The organism is Pararhizobium sp. PWRC1-1, from assembly GCF_049897905.1.
Taxonomy (GTDB): Bacteria; Pseudomonadota; Alphaproteobacteria; order Rhizobiales; family Rhizobiaceae; genus Pararhizobium.
Window position 1 is genome coordinate 17,766 of record NZ_JAFCXE010000006.1, and the last position, 17,801, is coordinate 35,566.

Below are 17,801 nucleotides of genomic sequence, written 5' to 3' on the forward strand. Positions count from 1 at the left end.
TTTTTTGCGTGAGTGATGTTGGGAAGGCCATGGGCGGGCACAGTATGCTTGACGGCCCCTCATCCGGCCTGCCGGCCACTTTCTCCCCGTGAACGGGGAGAAAGGACAAACCGCAAACTTTGTCATCCCCTCTCCCCGCCTGCGGGGAGAGGGCTAGGGTGAGGGGCAAGAGCAAGAGGATATTGGGTGATTGTTCGCAATGGCGTATCAGCGTTGAAAAGACGCAAGCCGGAGACCGGAAATGCGTTTCTGTCATCAACTTTCTAGGCTAGGGTCGGGTCGCAAACCCGGAGACCCTCATGAGCATTTTTCGTGCCCGTCCGCCTGCCAAGCCCACCGTTCTTCTCGATGACGACGTGGTGCGCATAACCCGCTGGGATTTCGAGCCGGGGGCGGATACCGGGCATCATGTGCATGGCATGGGTTATGTGGTCATCCCGATGACCGATTGCCGGTTTCTTCTGGAAGAGCCGGGCGGCGAGCGGCGGGTGGATATCGCCAAGGGGCAGGCCTACCGGCGCGAGGCCGGCGTCGAGCACAATGTCATCAATGCCGGCAAGGACTTCATGTCGTTCATCGAAGTCGAGTACAAGTGAAGAGACGGCGCATGGACGGTCCGGATTTTGACCTCGACTTCAAGCCCGCCCATGGCGAGGCTGTGACGGTGGCAGACGGGGTGCAGCGCATCACCGTCAACAATCCCGGCCCCTTCACCTTCCACGGCACCAACAGCTACATCGTCGGCAATAAATCCGTTGCGGTGATCGATCCGGGGCCGGAGGACGAGGCGCATTTCCAGGCGCTGATGGCGGCAATGAAAGGCCGCGAGGTCACCCATATTGCCGTCAGCCACACGCACCGCGACCACTCGCCGCTCGCCCGGCGGCTAAAAGTGGAGACCGGCGCGCTCATCGTCGCCGAGGGGCCGCACCGGGCGGCACGGCTGCTGCATTCAGGCGAGATCAATCCGTTCGCCGAAAGCTCGGACATGGATTTCGTCCCGGATATTGCGCTTGCCGATGGCGACGTAGTCGAGGGCGACGGCTGGTCGCTGACCGCACTTCTGACGCCCGGCCATACCGCCAACCATGCGGCTTTCGCACTCAGCAATCCCGGCGAGACCGGCATCGTCTTTTCCGCCGATCATGTCATGGCGTGGGCGACCTCGATCGTCGCACCGCCGGATGGATCGATGACCGACTACATGGCGTCGCTGGAAAAGCTGCTCGGCCGCGACGACCGGCTCTATCTGCCCGGCCATGGCGGCCCGGTAAAGCAACCCGCAGCATTTCTGCGCGGGCTTCGCGCCCACCGGCGGATGCGCGAGCGCGCCGTGCTGGAGCGGGTGCGTGCCGGCGACAGCCATATTGCCGATATGGTCAAGGTGATCTACGCCACCACCGATCCGCGGCTGCATGGCGCTGCCGCCCTGTCGGTGTTTGCCCATCTGGAAGACCTGCTCGAGCGTGGCCAGGTCGAGACCGATGGAGCACCTTCGCTCACCGGCGCTTTTCGCCTAGTGCCCGGCGGGGCAAGCTGATGCAGCCCAGACCGGCCTATAGCTACCGCAGCGATCCGGCGGTGCCGGGTTTTGCCGACGATCATCCGGTCATCGTCTTCGATAGCGAATGCATTTTCTGCTCGGGCTGGGTCAAATTCGTTTTGCGCCACGACAAACAAGGCCGCTATTGCTTCATCACCGCGCAATCGCCGCTCGGCGAGGCGCTTTACCGGCATTATGGTCTCGATAGCCGCAACTATGAGACCAATATCCTGATCGAGCGCGGCATCGCCTATCTGAAATCAGAGGGCTCCCTGCGCATGGCCGCCGGGCTCGGCTTTCCATGGAAGCTGACAAGCGTCTTACGTGTACTTCCCATAAGCATCCGCGATCCGTTCTACGAACTGGTGGCGCGCAACCGCTACCGGATCGCCGGCCGCCGCAACGCCTGCTTCGTGCCGACGCCGGAGCATCGCGCCCGGTTCCTTGCATGAGCGCAGAACGACTGCGCGTTCTTATCCTCGGCGGTTACGGCACATTCGGCGGCAGGCTGGTGCAGCTCTTGGCCGGCGAACCGCGGCTGACGCTGCTGGTGGCCGGGCGATCGCTCGACAAGGCACGGGCCTTTGTTGAAAGCGTCACCGCGAAAGCCGTGCTTGAGTCCGTTGCGATGGACCGTAACGGCGATGCGGACGCCGTGCTTTCCGTATTGAAACCCGATCTCGTCGTCGATGCCTCCGGGCCGTTTCAGAATGCCGGTCCCGATCCCTACCATCTGGTCAAGACCTGCATCGCGCGCGGGATCTGCTATCTCGACCTTGCCGATGCGACCGCTTTCGTGGCCGGCATCTCCGGTCTCAATGGCATGGCGAAGGACAGTGGTGTCTTTGCGCTTTCCGGCTGCAGCAGCTTTCCGGCGCTTTCCTTTGCAGCCATCGACGCGTTGAAGCCGGGATTTGCCAGTATCGCCACGGTGACATCCGGCATCGCCCCCTCGCCCAAGGTCCGCATGGGCCTCAACGTCATCAAGGCCGTATCGAGCTATGCCGGCAAGCCGGTGGCGCTTATCCGCCACGGCCGGCAGACGGCGGGTTACGGCTTGATGGATGGCATCCGCCGCACGATCGCGCCGCCGGGTGGCATTCCGCTGAACAGCCGCCGGTTCGCGCTCGCCGATGCGCCGGACCTTGCCCTTTTGCCAAGTGCCCTGCCTGGTCTGAAATCCACCTTCACAGGCGCGGGAACAGAGCCGCAGGTCCTGCAGCGCCTGCTGGGTCTTGGTGGCTGGCTGGTGCGGTTGCGGCTTCTGGCGTCGCTTTCGCCGTTCGCCTCGCTGTTTCACCGGGCATCGCATCTGCTCGCCTTCGGCGAACATCGCGGCGGCATGTTCGTCGCCGTCACCGGCCTAGCCGAGGATGGCAGGCCGGTTGCCAAGTCCTGGCATCTGGTAGCCGAAGGTGACGACGGCCCCTTCATTCCGGCAATGGCGGCAGAAGCAATCATCCGCAACTGGCTTAACGGACGGCAGCCGGAGCCCGGAGCCCGCCCGGCTGCCGGCGAACTGGTGCTTGCGGATTTCGAGCCGCTGTTTGCGCGCTTTGCCATCCGCACCGGCATCCGCGACGACGGTCCGTCGCAGGAGACCATTCCGCTGTACCGGCGCATGCTGGGTAGCGCCTGGGCGCACCTGCCGCCCGCTGTCGCTGCCATACATGACAGCACAGTTTCGCGGACAGTCGAAGGCCGCGCCAACGTCGAGCGCGGCACCGGACTGTTGGCGCGGCTGACCGCTGCGATCATCGGCTTTCCTCCTGACAATCCCGATATTCCCGTGCACGTCCGTTTCGAATACGACGGCGGCCGCGAGACCTGGATCCGCACGTTCGGGACCAAATCCTTTCGCAGCGTGCAATCCGTCGCCACCGGCCGCGACGCCTGTTTGCTGGCCGAGGATTTTGGACCGTTCCGGGTGCTGATCGCGCTGGTGCCTGACCAAGGCCGCTTGCAGCTGGTAATTCGCGGCTGGCGCATTTTTGGCCTGCCGCTGCCGCTGTTTCTCGCGCCCAGTGGGGAGACCTACGAGGAGGAACAGGACGGCATCTTCCGGTTTCATGTCGAGATCACCAGTCCGCTGACCGGCCTGATTGTGCGCTACACCGGCTGGCTTCGTCCGGGCTCCGGCTGAACCGCTCGGCGCTGCCGTCCAGAAATGTCCGGGGCCGGGCGCCGTACTGGAAGGTTACGAGCAGAATGATGTCCAACCAGAATCTGAGGAGCGTCGTCATTGTCATCGTCCTTTTCAAATTCAACGATGGCTGAGTATGATCCCGCTTGCCGGCCGGCGACAAACGAGCTTAATGTCGCCTTCGAATGACTTGAGGTTATGCGATGAAGCGCGGACGTTTACCCCTGACCGCCCTGCGCAGTTTCGAAGCAGCCGGTAGGCTGGAGAGTTTTACGCTGGCGGCGGACGAACTGTTCGTCTCGCAAGCGGCCATCAGCCGCCAGGTGCGCGAACTGGAGGCGCTGCTTGGTACTGCCTTGTTCACGCGGCATCATCGCCAAGTGCGCCTGAGCACTGAGGGTGCCCGGCTGCTCGAAACGCTGGCTTCCGCCTTTGATGGCATCGATGCGCGGCTGGAGGAAATCCGGGCGTCGAAGGCTCCTGCGCTTTTGACCATCGATGCCGAACCGGCATTTGCCAGTTGCTGGCTGGTGCCCCATCTCGCCGGTTTTCGGGCGCTGCATCCGCAAATCGATGTTTCGGTGGAATCCGAGGCCCGGCTCGTCGAGTTTCGTGGCAGTGCGACGGAACTCGCTATCCGCCACAGCGCCAAGGCAACCGCCTGGCCACGTTCCGAGGCCCGCAAGCTGTGTGAGGTCGCGATGATACCGGTCCTGTCGCCAGCAATCCTGACCGGGCCGCCGCTTCTGACACCGCAGGACCTTTTATCCTACGCCCTGCTACACGAGGAAAACCGTGATGTCTGGACCCGCTGGTTTGCCGCAGCCGGGCTGACACCCGGCACAGAAGCGATGCGCGGCCCGATCTTTGCCGATTGTGCGCTTGCCCTGCAGGCAGCGATGCGCGGCCATGGGATTGCGCTGGTCGATACCATTCTGGCGCAGGACGACCTTGACGCCGGGCGCGTCGTGCAGCCGTTCGATTTATCGATTCCCCATGGGGCCTATTTTCTGGTGGCGCGCGACTTCGGCCAGTTGTCGCCGGAAGCCACAGCGTTAGCCACATGGATCACCGGCTGCTTTACCGGGACATCCGGCTGACGGCACAGGGTCAGTCCCCAGCGATCCCCAGCAGCTCGGCATCGAGCGCATGCAGGAACTGGTCGGCGAAGGCGGCGCCCAGACCCAGATCATGGCCGCCGTAGCGCGAGGCGACACGCATATCGACAAAGGTGGTTTCGGCCTCTTCGCGCAGCCTGATCAGCACATCGAAACGTAAGCCGATAATCAATGTGCGCCATTCGCCCTGAAGCAGGATATCGGAGGAGCGCCGGTCCGGCGGCATCTCGCCAGTGACGATCTCGGGACGTGAGAGCGGGATTGGCACGTCGTCGGGATCGCTATCGGCCGGGGCGGCATCCGCAGGTTTGACAGCCATGTCCTCAAGGTCGGCCTCGGCGTTTTCGACGCCCTCCTGCGCAACGATGGTGATGCCGTTCTGCTCAGCGACAGTCTTCACGCCCTGAAACACCCGGTCGAGCGCGCCCTCGTAACGGCGGCCGGTGAGGGCGGGATAGGCAAGGACCTGCGCCTCCCGGTCTGCCGGTGTCACCTCGGCGGATCGCTTGAGCCAGCCTTGCGGCGCATTGGGGGGCTTGATCCAGGGCGGCGGCGTGACCGGGTCGGTGCTGACATCGTAGATCGCCGGCTTGGAGAAATATTCACTGAGGGCATAGCCTGCGGTACCGAGCGGCACCACGGCATAGACGAGCGCCGCAAACGACGCGCCGCCGCCGACGGCTGCCACCTGCCAGAGCCTGACAAAACCGATGATCGCAAGAACCACTGCCAGAGCCGCCAATCCGGCCGAAAGCGCAGACAATGCCACAAAATTCGGCGTGGCCAACGGGCCGAACCGATGGGCAAGCAAAGCCGCGACAAACAGACCAAAGGCAAGACGCGCGATCCGGCGTGCCCAGCGGGCAGCAAGGGAGATGGGGCGCTCATACTTGATCATCATCTGGCAGAATCAATCCCTTGGCCCGGATGCGGTAAGCTTTGTCCTGTTTAGAGCATGATGGCGAAGGGTGTGAAGCGGTTTTCGCCGGGATCGCCGCCGTACAGCAAACGGGCAAGGCTGGCGGGTGCAATATTTACAGTTGCTAACATGCCGAAAATTCGCCATTCTTCCTAACGATACCTTAAAAAAACGGGGACCAGCCGTGTTTCCCGGTCCGTTGCGGTACTGGACCGGCTTGCACACACATCAGGATTTCCAGGCATCCGGTAGATTTTATCTCCCGTCTGCCTGAAAAGGAGAGTGAGCATGCTAACAACCGATTTCGACACAGCGACAATGAATACCCATGCGCTGCCTGTTTCAGAATCCGGCCTGACCATGGAACTGTTAGAGTTGGAGCTATCCCTTGACGGCTTTACGACCGGCGAAGACGGCTTTGCCGCCCATGTTCGCGCTGCCGCAGCCTCTATTGAAGGCGCTTTCCTGTTCGAACTCCCAACATCCGGACTGATCGCCAACTGCGACAGGATCGCCGTGCTTCGCGTTCCCATGGACGGCAGCGCCGCGATGGCGACGGTCTTTGTCTGCTTGGAAACCTATGGCAACACGATCCGCATCGAGATGCCTGACGAGACGACCGCCGGCTTGAAGAATTTTGCCGAAGCCTTTGTGGATGTGCTGCAACGCATCTGATAGACAGATTGAAACTGCAATCGTTTCAAGGTCTCAGTATGCATATCCGGAAGATCCTGTCGCTTGTCGCCCTTGGCGCAATCCTTGGCGGTTGCACCACCATGACGCCGCAAGAACGCCGTGCCGCAGACGAGAAAACCTGCCTCTCCTATGGCTTCCGCCGTGGCACCGACGCGCTTGCCACCTGCCTGCAACGCATCGATCTCGACCGGCATGCGGAGTCACGCTCGCTACGATATGGCAACGATCCGATGCTGTGGGGCTGGAACCGGCCGGTCACCGTCCGGTAACCCTGTCGCCGTCCGGTAACGGCCCAGCCCTTTCTGTTTTCGCAAGAAAATTCCCGATTTAGCGCCAAATCGCGCAGGCTTTTGCTTTGGCAAAGGCGATTGCCGCCTATGATGGATGCGACAACAATCGGGAGATTTCTCATGAAAGCCGTATTGAAGATACTGTGCGTCCTCCTCCTCTTTTCCGCCGCGCCGGCACTTGCCGCGGAACGATGGCAGGAACTGCCTGACCCGGCGCCACTGCCGAAAGCGGACAAAAGCGGCACGGCACCGGTCAACGGCATCAACATGTACTACGCCGTCTACGGCTCCGGCCCGCCGGTCCTTTTGATCCACGGCGGCCTCGGCTATGCCGATGTCTGGGGTGCGCAGGTGGCCGATCTTTCGAAGGACCATACCGTCATCGTCGCCGAAAGCCGTGGCCACGGCCGCTCGACCCGCAATGCCGAGCCCTATAGCTACGACCTGATGTCGTCGGACCATCTGGCGCTGCTCGATTACCTGAAGATCGACAAGACGGCGATTGTCGGCTGGAGCGACGGCGGCATTATCGGCCTCGACATCGCCATCCATCACCCGGAGCGGCTGACCAGACTGTTTGCCCAGGCCGCCAATTCCAAGATCGACGGGGTGATCCCGACGGTGATGGAAAACAAAACCTTTGCCACCTACATCGAAAAGGCCGGCGAGGTTTACAAGAAAATTTCGCCGACGCCCACCGAATACGACGCCTTCGTCACCCAGATCAGCGGCATGTGGGCAAGCCAGCCCAACTGGAGCGACGACGACCTGAAGAAAATCACTACGCCGACCGCCATCGTTCTCGGCGATCACGACGAGGCGATCAGCCGCGAACATACCGATTACCTGGCAAAAACCATCCCCGGTGCCGAACTGATCATCCTCAAGAACGCCAGCCATTTCGCCATGCTGCAGGACCCCGACGGGTACAACAAGGCGGTGCGGGATTTCATCGACAAGTAGGAAAGTAAGTTTGTCCGGCAAAGAACTGCTCTTTGCCGGGCAAATGACCTCCCTCACCCCTTGCCATTGATGGCCGCCTGGGCCGCCGCCAGCCTTGCGATCGGCACGCGGAAGGGGGAGCAGGAGACGTAGTCGAGGCCGGTTTCCTCGCAGAAACGGATGGAGGCCGGGTCGCCGCCATGTTCGCCGCAGATGCCGAGTTTTAGGCCGTTCTTGGTGCGGCGGCCGCGTTCGGCGGCGATCTGGATCAGTTCGCCGACACCATCGAAATCGAGCGAGACGAACGGGTCCTTCTCGACGATGCCCTTCTGGATATAGGTGTTGAGGAACTGCGCCGCATCGTCACGCGAGATGCCGAAGGTGGTCTGCGTCAGGTCGTTGGTGCCGAAGGAGAAAAAATCGGCGCTTTCAGCGATGACGTGGGCGCGAAGGGCGGCGCGCGGCAGCTCGATCATCGTGCCGACCAGATATTCGATCTCGATACCGGATTCGCCAATGACCTCCTTCGCCACCGCATCGATGCAGGCCTTCACATAGTCGAGTTCGGATTTGAGACCGACCAGCGGCACCATGATTTCCGGCACGACAGGCGCGCCGGTTTCGCGGGCGGCCTCGACGGCGGCCTCGAAAATGGCGCGGGCCTGCATCTCGCAGATTTCCGGATAGGAAATCGCCAGCCGGCAGCCGCGATGACCAAGCATCGGGTTGAACTCGTGCAGCGCATCGACACGCTGGCGCAGGTCGGCCGGGTTCATGCCGAGCACAGCCGCGACATCGGCAATTTCTTCGTCGGTCTTGGGCAGGAACTCGTGCAACGGCGGATCGAGCAGGCGGATGGTGACCGGCAGGCCGTGCATGATCGAGAACAGCTCGGTGAAGTCCGAGCGCTGCATCGGCAACAGCTTGGCGAGCGATACCCGCCGCCCGGCCTCGTCTGCCGCCAGGATCATTTCGCGCATGACATTGATGCGCTCGCCCTCGAAGAACATGTGCTCGGTGCGGCAAAGCCCAATACCCTCGGCGCCGAAGGAGCGGGCAGCGCGAGCATCGGCCGGGGTCTCGGCATTTGTGCGCACCGTCATGCGGCGGCTGGCATCGGCCCAGGCCATGATCTTGCCGAAGTCGCCGGAAAGTTCGGGTTGGATCATCGGGATCTCGCCCTTCAACACCTGTCCGGACGAGCCGTCGATGGTGATCACCTCGCCCTTTTTCAGCGTCATGCCGGCGCAGATCAGCAGTTCGTTGCGGGCATCGACGCGCAGGTTGCCAGCGCCGGAAACGCAAGGGATGCCCATGCCGCGGGCGACCACGGCCGCATGGCTGGTCATGCCGCCGCGGCACGTCAGAATGCCTTCCGCCGCATGCATGCCGTGGATGTCCTCAGGGCTGGTTTCGACGCGCACCAGGATGACCTTGCGGCCTTCCTTGTTGGCCAATACCGCTTCTTCGGAGGTGAAGACAATTTCGCCTGTCGCAGCACCCGGTGAGGCCGGCAGGCCGGAGCCGATAATATCGCGGCGGGCGCGCGGGTCGATGGTCGGGTGCAGCAGCTGGTCGAGCGAGGCCGGGTCTATCCGGGTGACGGCCTGGTCTTTGGTGATCGTGCGGGCTTCGGCCATGTCGACGGCGATCCGAAGCGCTGCCTTAGCGGTGCGCTTGCCGGACCGGGTCTGTAGCATCCAGAGCTTTCCGCGCTCGATGGTGAATTCCAGGTCCTGCATATCGCGGTAATGGCCTTCCAGCCGATTACAGATCGCCTGGAATTCCTCGAAAGCTTCCGGCATCAGCTTTTCCAGCGACGGCTTGTCGGAACCGGAAGCGATGCGGGCGGCCTCGGTGATGTTCTGCGGCGTGCGAATGCCGGCAACGACATCCTCGCCCTGCGCGTTGACGAGGAATTCGCCGTACAGTTCGTTCTCGCCGGTCGAAGGATTGCGGGTGAAGGCGACGCCGGTGGCCGACGTATTGCCGAGATTGCCGAACACCATGGCCTGCACGTTGACGGCGGTACCCCAGGCGGCGGGGATATTGTGCAGATGGCGATAGGTGATGGCGCGCGGGTTCATCCAGCTGGCAAAGACGGCGCCGATCGCGCCCCAGAGCTGGACTTCCGCATCCTGCGGGAAAGCCTCGCCAAGCTCCTCCTCGATCACCCGCTTGTAGAGCGAGATGATGTGCTGCCATTCGACGGCGGAAAGCTCGGTATCCTGCTCGTGGCCGAGACGGCCCTTTTCGTCTTCGAGGATTTCCTCGAAAACCTCGTGATCGAGCCCCATCACGACATCTGCATACATCTGGATGAAACGGCGATAGCTGTCCCAGGCAAACCGCGCGTCGCCAGCATCATGGCCGAGCGCCTGCACGGTTGCGTCATTGAGACCGAGATTGAGCACGGTGTCCATCATACCCGGCATCGAGGCGCGCGCGCCGGAACGGACCGACAGAAGTAGCGGACGCTCGGTATCCCCGAACACGCGGCCAGTGATCGCCTGCATCTTCTCGATGCCGGCCGAGACCTGAGCCTTTAACTCTTCGGGAATGCTGCGGCCATCGGCATAATATTTGCCGCAAGCTTCGGTGATGATCGTCAGGCCGGGCGGGACCGGCAGGCCGAGATTGCACATCTCCGCAAGGTTGGCCCCCTTGCCGCCCAAGAGATCACGATCGCCCGCATTTCCCTCGGCTTCTCCCCCGCCGAAGGTATAAACCCACTTTGTCATGCTCATTCTCCACCCAAACGGCTCCCACCGAACGCTACAGTATCCTTTTCGGCTTTAAAATGCACCGGCGGCGGAATTTTGCTGCATTGCAGCAAAATCACCAGAAATCCTGTCACAAAGGAGGGTGGAAAGCTCAAGCCGCCGTGCGGCTGCGGCGCCAAGTGCTCTTGCCTGAAGCCTTCGCCTGATAAAGCGCCGTGTCGGCAGCACTCATCAGTTCGTCGGGATCGAACCCGTTGTCGGGCGCTACCGCGATGCCGATGCTGACGCTGATGCCGATCTGGCGGTCTGCGATGCCGAAGGGTTTTCCAAGCGCCAAGATACAGCGGTCAGCGATGTCGGCCACCTTGCTGGCGGAGGCATGCTGGAGAATGGCGAACTCGTCGCCACCGAGCCTCGCCACCAGATCGCCGTTCCGCAGTACGGCTTTCAACCGCTCGGCAACCTGTTTTAGCAGCATGTCGCCAGCGGCATGGCCAAACGTATCATTGACCGGCTTGAAGCCGTCGAGATCGAGATAGTGCACCGCCAGCTCCTGCCCGTCGCGGGCCGCCCTTTCCAGTGCGGATTCAAGCTTCTGGCGAAACTGCATGCGGTTTGGCAGGCCCGTTAGCGGATCGTGATGGGCAAGATGCGTGGCGTGCGCCTCGGCGCGGATCCGGTCGCTGACATCGGCGATCGTCAACAGCAGCCGCCGTGACGGCCCCTCGTTGATGATGCGCACATAGATCAGCACATGATGTTCCGTGCCATCAGCCGCCTTCTGGTGCCAGACGGTGCGCGCCTCGCAATCGCCTTCCAGCCCACGCAGCATGGTTCCCAGCCGCTCGCCTTCGCCACCAGCATGAAAATCGGTAACGCCCTTTTGCCGCATCGCCTCGGCCGGGAAGCCGTAAAGCCTGACCGCCGCACTGTTGACTGCGAGGATATCGAGGCTCACGGCATCGCAGACCATCATCGGCATCGGGTTGGCATCGAACAGAAGCCGGAACGATTCCTCGCGGCGCTTGAGATCGGTGATATCGATGCGCATGCCGATGGCGCCGCCGTCGGGCGTGCGGCGATCGTCGTGGCGCAACCAGCGTCCATCACGCAGCATCTGCTCTTCCTGCGAGACCGGCAGCCTGTGCCGCTTCATCCGCTCCTCGATCCAGTTTTCCGGATCCGTGACCATTTCGGGCATATCGCCACTGGCCAGGCTGATCTCGAGAATCTCACGGAAGGGCATTCCGGGGCGCAGATGACCGGCGATTTCCGGATAAAGCGCTGCATATTTCTCATTCCACAGGATATAGCGGTCCTGCGCATCGAAGACGCAAGCCGCCTGCGGCAGCATGTCGATGAAGAAGCCGAGGCGCCGGTGGGCCGCTCTCGCCTCCAACAAGGCCTCATCGTTCTGCCGCTCCAGTTCAAGCCGCATCGATTCCATCGACCGTTCATCGATGAGATCGCGGATGACGACACCCGTCAGAGCATCGCTGAACCGCACGACCGAGAGTTCAACGGGAATGACGCTGCCATCACCGCGCAGCAATAGGGTTTCACGGCGGAAGGATTTGGCAGAGACGTTGGAGACGGTGTGCCATTCCGGCAGAAGGCGAGACACAGGCGTCCGCGCAAGAGCAGAGCCGCCGCCGGAAACGGTCGCTGCGGCCTCATTGGCAAAAACGATGATGCCGCCCGCATTGACGCACAGCGACGCCACGGGAACGGCTCCCAGCAGCATCAAAGCATCTGCGCCCGTGAAATCCGTCAAGTTTCATACCCTCCGGCGACCCGATGCCGCCTTTGAAAAGGCTGTCGGCGAAAGTGTGCGCCCAGATATGAAAGATTCCCTTACCGACTTGCTACGCCAATGGATTGTGTCCGGGTAACCCCTCTACCGTCTTTGCGCATCACTTAGCCAATGCTAATATTTATAATCAAGATGGATATATCCAGACTTGAGCCGCCTCGAAGAGTGCTTCGAATTTTTCTGCCACACCACGCGTTCCAATCAGTGATAGCCGGGAGTGATCACGACGAGAATGTGCCTGCTATGCCTGTATCTGCTGGTTCTCGCTTTTGCCGCGCCTCTCGACGCGACCGCGGCAGAAACGGGAAAAAGGATCGCACTGGTCATCGGAAATGGACAATACGAAGCCGCCGGCACGCTACCCAACGCAGTCAGCGATGCGCGCGATTTCGGAACGTTTCTGTCCGCTCGCGGGTTTGACGCCGATGTCGTGATCGACGCCGATCGCAGCCATCTGGCGGAGGCGGTGTCACTCTTTGTCCGCAAGATCAACATGGACGATGTGGCGCTATTCTATTTCGCCGGTCACGGCATGCAGCTTCGCGGCGAGAACTATTTGGTCGCCACAGATGCGCGGCTGGCGAGCGAATTCGACGTCGCAGCCGAGACGCTGGCGCTTGCCGATGTCATCGCGGCAATTGAGAAAAAGTCAAAGATTGCCCTCTTCTTTCTCGATGCTTGCCGCAACAATCCGCTCGCCAACCGTCTCAATCAAGAGATCGAAGGTGCGACCAGAAGCATCGCGACACGCGGACTGGCGCCCGTCGAAACAGAGAGCGCGGGTTCCATGGTGGCGTTCGCTGCGGCGCCTGGGCAGGTCGCGTCTGACGGGAGCGGTGAGAATTCGCCCTTCACCACGGCCCTGATCAGCCATCTCGCAGGACCCGGGCTGGAAATCGGCACCGCCTTCAAGCGGGTCATCCGCGACGTAACGGATGGCAAGCAGTCACCGCAGATACTGTCCTCGCTGGCATTGGAGTTCTATTTCAACACCTCTTTGCCGAAAGAGGAGCAGGCACCAGTCATCACGCCGGCGATCGAGCCTAAGATGATCAAGGCCGAGGCGGATTTTCGCAAGGCGTTGCGGATCAATACGCCGCGCATCTGGGGGCTTTTCCTCAAAAAACACCAAATGGGCGAGCAGGCGATTCTTGCGCGGCAATTGCTGTCTCAGTTGTTGCCAGGCCCGGCACAGGGCAGCGGTACCAATGCCGAAACGCGTGAAGCCGGATTGGGATTGAGCAAATCCCTACGGCAAGAGATCCAAGTGGCGCTCATCGGGCGGGGCTTTGCCGCCGGCGAACCGGACGGTGCTTTCGGCCAACAGACGCGGCAGGCGCTCGCCAACTATCAGAAGTCCATCGGCGTCGCCAATTCCGGATATTTCGACGAAGAGACGGCCAAGAGCCTCGGAATGGCGGTGCAAGCCTATGGGAACGGCCTGTACTCCTCGCCGCTGGCACGCACATACAATCCCAAAGATTTCGAAGGGCTCGAAACCGATCCGCGCGTTCTGAAGGCAGTCACCTGCTATCCTTACTATGAAATGAGCTACGGTTCATTCAACGGACATCTCTACGTCCTTATGCGCGGCGGCCTGATCAATCGGAAATCGGCCGCTGCCATTTCCGAACGCTGCGGCGGCTATATCGCAACGATCACCTCGGAGGCGGAAAACAACTTCATCGCGTCGCTTCTCAATAAAGACCCGCGACTGTTTCTGATGGGCTACGATCCCAGGGGCCCTGTTTCCTACAAGATGGGCGCTTGGATCGGCCTCATCCAGGATCCGTCGGGCAAAGAGCCACGCGGCGGCTGGAAGTGGGAGAACGGCGAACCGATGACCTATTCAAAATGGTATAGGGACATGCCGAACGAAGATAAACCCGGTGACGACTACGCCATATACTACGCTCACAGGCAGGGAAAGGCGGATACGAAGACGCAATATGTCGACTCCTGGGACGACATGGGAGACAGCGACGGCACCTACTCTTTTGTCCTGGAACTGGAGTGAGGACTACACCGCCTCGCGCAGCTGCTCGGCCGTCTGCAGATCGACGGAAACGAGCTGGGAAACGCCCTGTTCGGCCATGGTGACGCCGAACAGGCGGTTCATGCGGGCCATGGTGATCGGATTGTGAGTGATGATGACGAAACGGGTCTCGGTCGAGGCAGCCATTTCGTCCATCAGGTTGCAGTAGCGCTCGACATTGTGGTCGTCGAGCGGCGCATCGACTTCGTCCAGCACGCAGATCGGCGCCGGATTGGTGAGGAACACCGCAAAGATCAGTGCCATCGCCGTCAGCGCCTGTTCGCCGCCCGACAGCAGCGTCATCGTCTGCGGCTTCTTACCCGGCGGACGGGCGAGGATTTCAAGGCCGGCGTCGAGCGGATCGTCGCTCTCGATCAGCTGCAGTTCGGCCGTGCCGCCGCCGAACAGGTGGGTGAACAGACGCTGGAACTGGACATTGACGATGTCGAAGGCGGCAAGCAGGCGTTCGCGGCCTTCGCGGTTGAGATTCTGGATCGCCGAGCGCAGCTTGCGGATCGCATCGATGATGTCCTCGCGCTCCTTCAGCATGGCGTCGAGCTTGTCGGAAAGCTCTTTCTGCTCTTCCTCGGCCCGCAGGTTGACGGCGCCCAGCCGCTCGCGCTCGATCTTCAGGCGGTCAAGCTCGCGCTCGATCTGGCGGACATCCGGAAGCTCGGCATCGACGGCAAGGCCGGTCAGCCGCATCACCTCATGTGGGGCGCAGTGAAGCACTTCGCGGATACGGGCTTCGCCTTCGAGGCGCTTTTCGCGGGCGGAAACAAGCCGTTCCTCGGCGCGACCGCGCTTTTCCCGCGTCTCTGCCAGTTCCGACAACGCGGTGACGGCGATCCGGTCGGCATCGCGCTGGCGGGTTTCGGCGACAGTCAGTACGTCCGCCGCCTCGCGGCGCGCTTCTTCGGCCTTCGACAGTTCGTTCATCAGCGCCCGGCGCTTTTCGTCGAACTCATCGGGGGCTTCGAGCAGTTCCTCGACTTCCTCGCGTGCCTCGCTTTCGCGCTCACGCAGGGTCTCGATATGCTCCTGCGCGCTCGCTGCCCTCGTATTCCAGGTTTGCCGCTCAGCTGCGATGGCGCGAATACGGCGTTCGCGGGCTTCGTTTTCGCGGGCAAGGCCATCATTGATGGCGCGGGCTTCCGCCACCAGCGCCCGGTCAGTGGCAACCATGGTCATCTGGCTGTTCAGCTTCAGTTCCAGCCCGGCAACGTCTGGGGCATTTTCCAGCGCCTCGCGGCCGGCTTCCATCTGCTCGCTAATCTCTTCGACCTGCAGCGCCAGCTGGCTCGAGGTTTCGGCAAGGACGGCGCGGCGGCGGACGAGATCACCGGATGCACGCTCGGCCGCCGCCAACGCGTCGCGGGCTTCGGCGAGCTTGCGCACCACCATGCGCTGGGTCTCGCGCGACAGCCGCAGGCGTTCGTCTTCACTGCGGATACGGGCGGTAGCGGCCGCAAGCTCGGCTTCGCGCGCTGCCAGCTGATCGCGGGCATCCGTGAGTTCGCCTTCGAGTTCGGCAAGGCGGTTCTTCTGGGCCAGACGCAGCGCTGCGGCACTTGGCGCATCCGCACCGGTGACATGACCGTCCCAGCGCCAGACGGCACCGTCGCGGGTGACCAGCCTTTGTCCGGCCTTCAACAGCGGCAGCAGGCGCTCCGCCGTGGCGTCGCTGTCGACAATGCCAATCTGGCGCAGGCCGCGATCCAGCGTTTTTGGCGCACGCACATGCTGCGTCAGCGATATGGCGCCATCAGGCAATTGCGGATCATCCGACGCATCGCCGGGCGCGCGCCAATGGGCGGGTGCACCGGGATCGAGCGGCGATTCCAGGTCTTCACCAAGTGCGGCACCCAGCGCCGTCTCGAAACCGCGATCGACCTTCATGTCATCAACGACGGGCGGCGCTGCCCCCTGCACCGCCGATGCATCCAGCATGCGCCGGATAGTGCGGGCTTCGGTTTCGATACCGTTGACCTGCGATCGGGCAGCATCGACGGATGGGCGGGCTGCGATTTCGACTTGCCGGGCAACAGCCAGCGCCTCTTCGATATCGGCAACGGCATTTTCCGCCTGCTCAAGGGCGGATTCGGCAGCTTCGACCTCTTCCTGCTTTTCGGCCGGATCCGGAAGTGTCGAAATCTGCCGGTCGAGTTCGTCGAGGTCACGGTTCTGGTCGGACAGCTGGCGGGCAAGACGTGCCTGCCGCTCGGTCAGATCGCGAATGGTCTTTTCGAGCTGGTTGCGCGATGCCTGGGCTTCCGCCTTCTCGGCGGTCAGCAGGCCGAGCTGCCGTTCGCTTTCGGACAGTTTCTCGCTCGCATCGGCAAGCCTTTCGCGGGCTTCCTCGGCCCGCTCGCCCGCCTCGGCCAGCATGTCGGCAAGCTCTGTTTCTTCCTCGTCGAGACGGGCGAGAATACCGGCATTATCAGCGACCAGACGCTCGTCGCGGACGATATCCTCGCGCAGTTGCGACAGGCGGCGCTGCAACTCGTCGCGGCGGAGCAGAATGCGGCCAGCGTCTTCCTCGAGCTGCGACTTGGCGATCTGCAGGCGCTGCAGGGCAGCGGCCGCCCGGGCCTCGGCTTCGCGCAGTTCCGGCAGTTTTAGGCTTGCGACCGCCTGCGCTTTTGCCGCTTCCATCTGCGCTTGCGCCTTTTCGGCCACCAGCGATGTCGCCTGGTTCAGCTGGCTGTCGGCTTCGCCTTCAGCTTCCTTGGCCTGCACCCAGCGGATATGCAAAAGCATCGCCTCGTGGCGGCGGATATCGGCCGACAGCATCTTGAAGCGATTGGCCTGGCGCGACTGGCGCTTCAGGCTTTCGATCTGGCTTTCGAGCTGCGAGGTCACATCCTCCAGCCGCTCGAGATTGGTCTCAGCACCCTTCAGGCGCAGTTCCGCCTCGTGGCGGCGCGAATGCAGGCCGGAAATGCCGGCGGCTTCTTCGAGCAGCTGGCGCCGTGCCTGGGGCTTGGCGGCGATCAGCTCGCCGATCCGGCCTTGGCCCACCATCGACGGCGAACGCGCGCCGGTCGAGGCATCGGCAAACAACAGCTGCACATCCTTGGCGCGGGCTTCCTTGCCGTTGATGCGGTAGACCGAGCCGTTCTCCCGCTCGATCCGCCGCGTCACCTGGATCTCGTCGCTATCGTTGAAGGCGGCGGGCGCGGTGCGATCGGAATTATCGAGATAAAGGCCGACTTCGGCCGTGTTGCGGGCGGGCCGATGGCCGGAGCCGGAAAAGATCACGTCGTCCATGCCGGACGCACGCATGTTCTTGTAGGAATTCTCGCCCATTACCCAGCGCAACGCTTCAACCAGATTGGACTTGCCACAGCCGTTCGGTCCGACAACCCCGGTCAGCCCGCGCTCGATGACGAATTCGGAAGGTTCGACGAAGGACTTGAAACCGAGAAGGCGAAGTTTGTTGAATTTCATATTGTCACCCTCCCCTTGAGGGGGAGGGTCGGACCGAAGGTCCGGCGTGGGGTGATCTTTCGCGATACCCAATGGGTCACCCCCACCCGCGCATTCGCGCGACCTCCCCCCTCAAGGGGGAGGTACAAA

The 17,801-nt window shown here is 62.2% G+C and carries 13 protein-coding genes; 9 read left to right on the plus strand and 4 right to left on the minus strand.

Annotated elements, in window-relative coordinates:
* The first annotated feature begins 299 nt into the window (after positions 1-299).
* From ACP7E0_RS11420 to ACP7E0_RS11440, 5 genes are all read left to right on the plus strand, one after another.
* Positions 300-596 carry a cupin domain-containing protein gene (locus tag ACP7E0_RS11420; protein ID WP_426124978.1) on the plus strand — a complete coding sequence of 99 codons (297 nt, stop codon included), beginning with the start codon at positions 300-302 and terminating at the stop codon, positions 594-596.
* An 11-nt stretch (positions 597-607) separates the two neighbouring features.
* Positions 608-1,540 (plus strand): MBL fold metallo-hydrolase, encoded by a 933-nt coding sequence (locus ACP7E0_RS11425; RefSeq protein WP_426124979.1) that lies wholly within the window; start codon positions 608-610, stop codon positions 1,538-1,540.
* Positions 1,540-1,995 (plus strand): thiol-disulfide oxidoreductase DCC family protein, encoded by a 456-nt coding sequence (locus tag ACP7E0_RS11430; RefSeq protein ID WP_426124981.1) that lies wholly within the window; start codon positions 1,540-1,542, stop codon positions 1,993-1,995. Before ACP7E0_RS11425 ends, ACP7E0_RS11430 begins: the two co-directional genes overlap by 1 nt.
* Positions 1,992-3,686 (plus strand): DUF4166 domain-containing protein, encoded by a 1,695-nt coding sequence (locus ACP7E0_RS11435; protein WP_426124982.1) that lies wholly within the window; start codon positions 1,992-1,994, stop codon positions 3,684-3,686. The genes ACP7E0_RS11430 and ACP7E0_RS11435 overlap by 4 nt, the downstream gene beginning before the upstream one ends.
* 203 nt (positions 3,687-3,889) lie before the next feature.
* Positions 3,890-4,786, plus strand: a complete 897-nt coding sequence (locus tag ACP7E0_RS11440; RefSeq protein ID WP_426124983.1) for a LysR substrate-binding domain-containing protein — start codon at positions 3,890-3,892, stop codon at positions 4,784-4,786.
* A gap of 10 nt (positions 4,787-4,796) precedes the next feature.
* On the opposite strand, the gene ACP7E0_RS11445 is transcribed toward ACP7E0_RS11440, so the two are convergent.
* Complete coding sequence (locus ACP7E0_RS11445; RefSeq protein ID WP_426124984.1) at positions 4,797-5,705, minus strand: DUF1499 domain-containing protein; 909 nt, start codon at positions 5,703-5,705, stop codon at positions 4,797-4,799.
* A 306-nt stretch (positions 5,706-6,011) separates the two neighbouring features.
* Between ACP7E0_RS11445 and ACP7E0_RS11450 the strand changes: the two genes are divergently transcribed.
* The 3 genes from ACP7E0_RS11450 to ACP7E0_RS11460 all read left to right on the plus strand — a co-directional run bounded on the left by ACP7E0_RS11450 (position 6,012) and on the right by ACP7E0_RS11460 (position 7,672).
* Positions 6,012-6,398: a hypothetical protein gene (locus ACP7E0_RS11450; RefSeq protein ID WP_426124986.1), complete on the plus strand. Its 387-nt coding sequence runs from the start codon at positions 6,012-6,014 to the stop codon at positions 6,396-6,398.
* 38 nt (positions 6,399-6,436) lie between these two features.
* Positions 6,437-6,688 (plus strand): hypothetical protein, encoded by a 252-nt coding sequence (locus ACP7E0_RS11455; protein ID WP_426124988.1) that lies wholly within the window; start codon positions 6,437-6,439, stop codon positions 6,686-6,688.
* A gap of 141 nt (positions 6,689-6,829) precedes the next feature.
* Positions 6,830-7,672 (plus strand): alpha/beta fold hydrolase, encoded by an 843-nt coding sequence (locus ACP7E0_RS11460; protein WP_426124989.1) that lies wholly within the window; start codon positions 6,830-6,832, stop codon positions 7,670-7,672.
* A 53-nt stretch (positions 7,673-7,725) separates the two neighbouring features.
* Here ACP7E0_RS11460 and ppdK read toward each other — a convergent pair whose 3' ends face one another.
* Both ppdK and ACP7E0_RS11470 read right to left on the minus strand, forming a co-directional pair.
* Positions 7,726-10,392 (minus strand): pyruvate, phosphate dikinase, encoded by a 2,667-nt coding sequence (gene ppdK, locus ACP7E0_RS11465; protein ID WP_426124991.1) that lies wholly within the window; start codon positions 10,390-10,392, stop codon positions 7,726-7,728.
* A gap of 133 nt (positions 10,393-10,525) precedes the next feature.
* On the minus strand, positions 10,526-12,148 hold the full coding sequence (locus ACP7E0_RS11470; RefSeq protein ID WP_426124993.1) for a diguanylate cyclase domain-containing protein: 1,623 nt from the start codon (positions 12,146-12,148) through the stop codon (positions 10,526-10,528).
* 256 nt (positions 12,149-12,404) lie between these two features.
* Here ACP7E0_RS11470 and ACP7E0_RS11475 point away from each other — a divergent pair, with 256 nt between their 5' ends.
* A complete protein-coding gene (locus ACP7E0_RS11475; protein WP_426124994.1) occupies positions 12,405-14,204 on the plus strand; it encodes a caspase family protein in 1,800 nt (599 codons plus the stop codon).
* Positions 14,205-14,207: 3 nt separating this feature from the next.
* Here ACP7E0_RS11475 and smc read toward each other — a convergent pair whose 3' ends face one another.
* On the minus strand, positions 14,208-17,672 hold the full coding sequence (gene smc, locus ACP7E0_RS11480; protein WP_426124996.1) for a chromosome segregation protein SMC: 3,465 nt from the start codon (positions 17,670-17,672) through the stop codon (positions 14,208-14,210).
* Positions 17,673-17,801 lie beyond the last annotated feature (129 nt).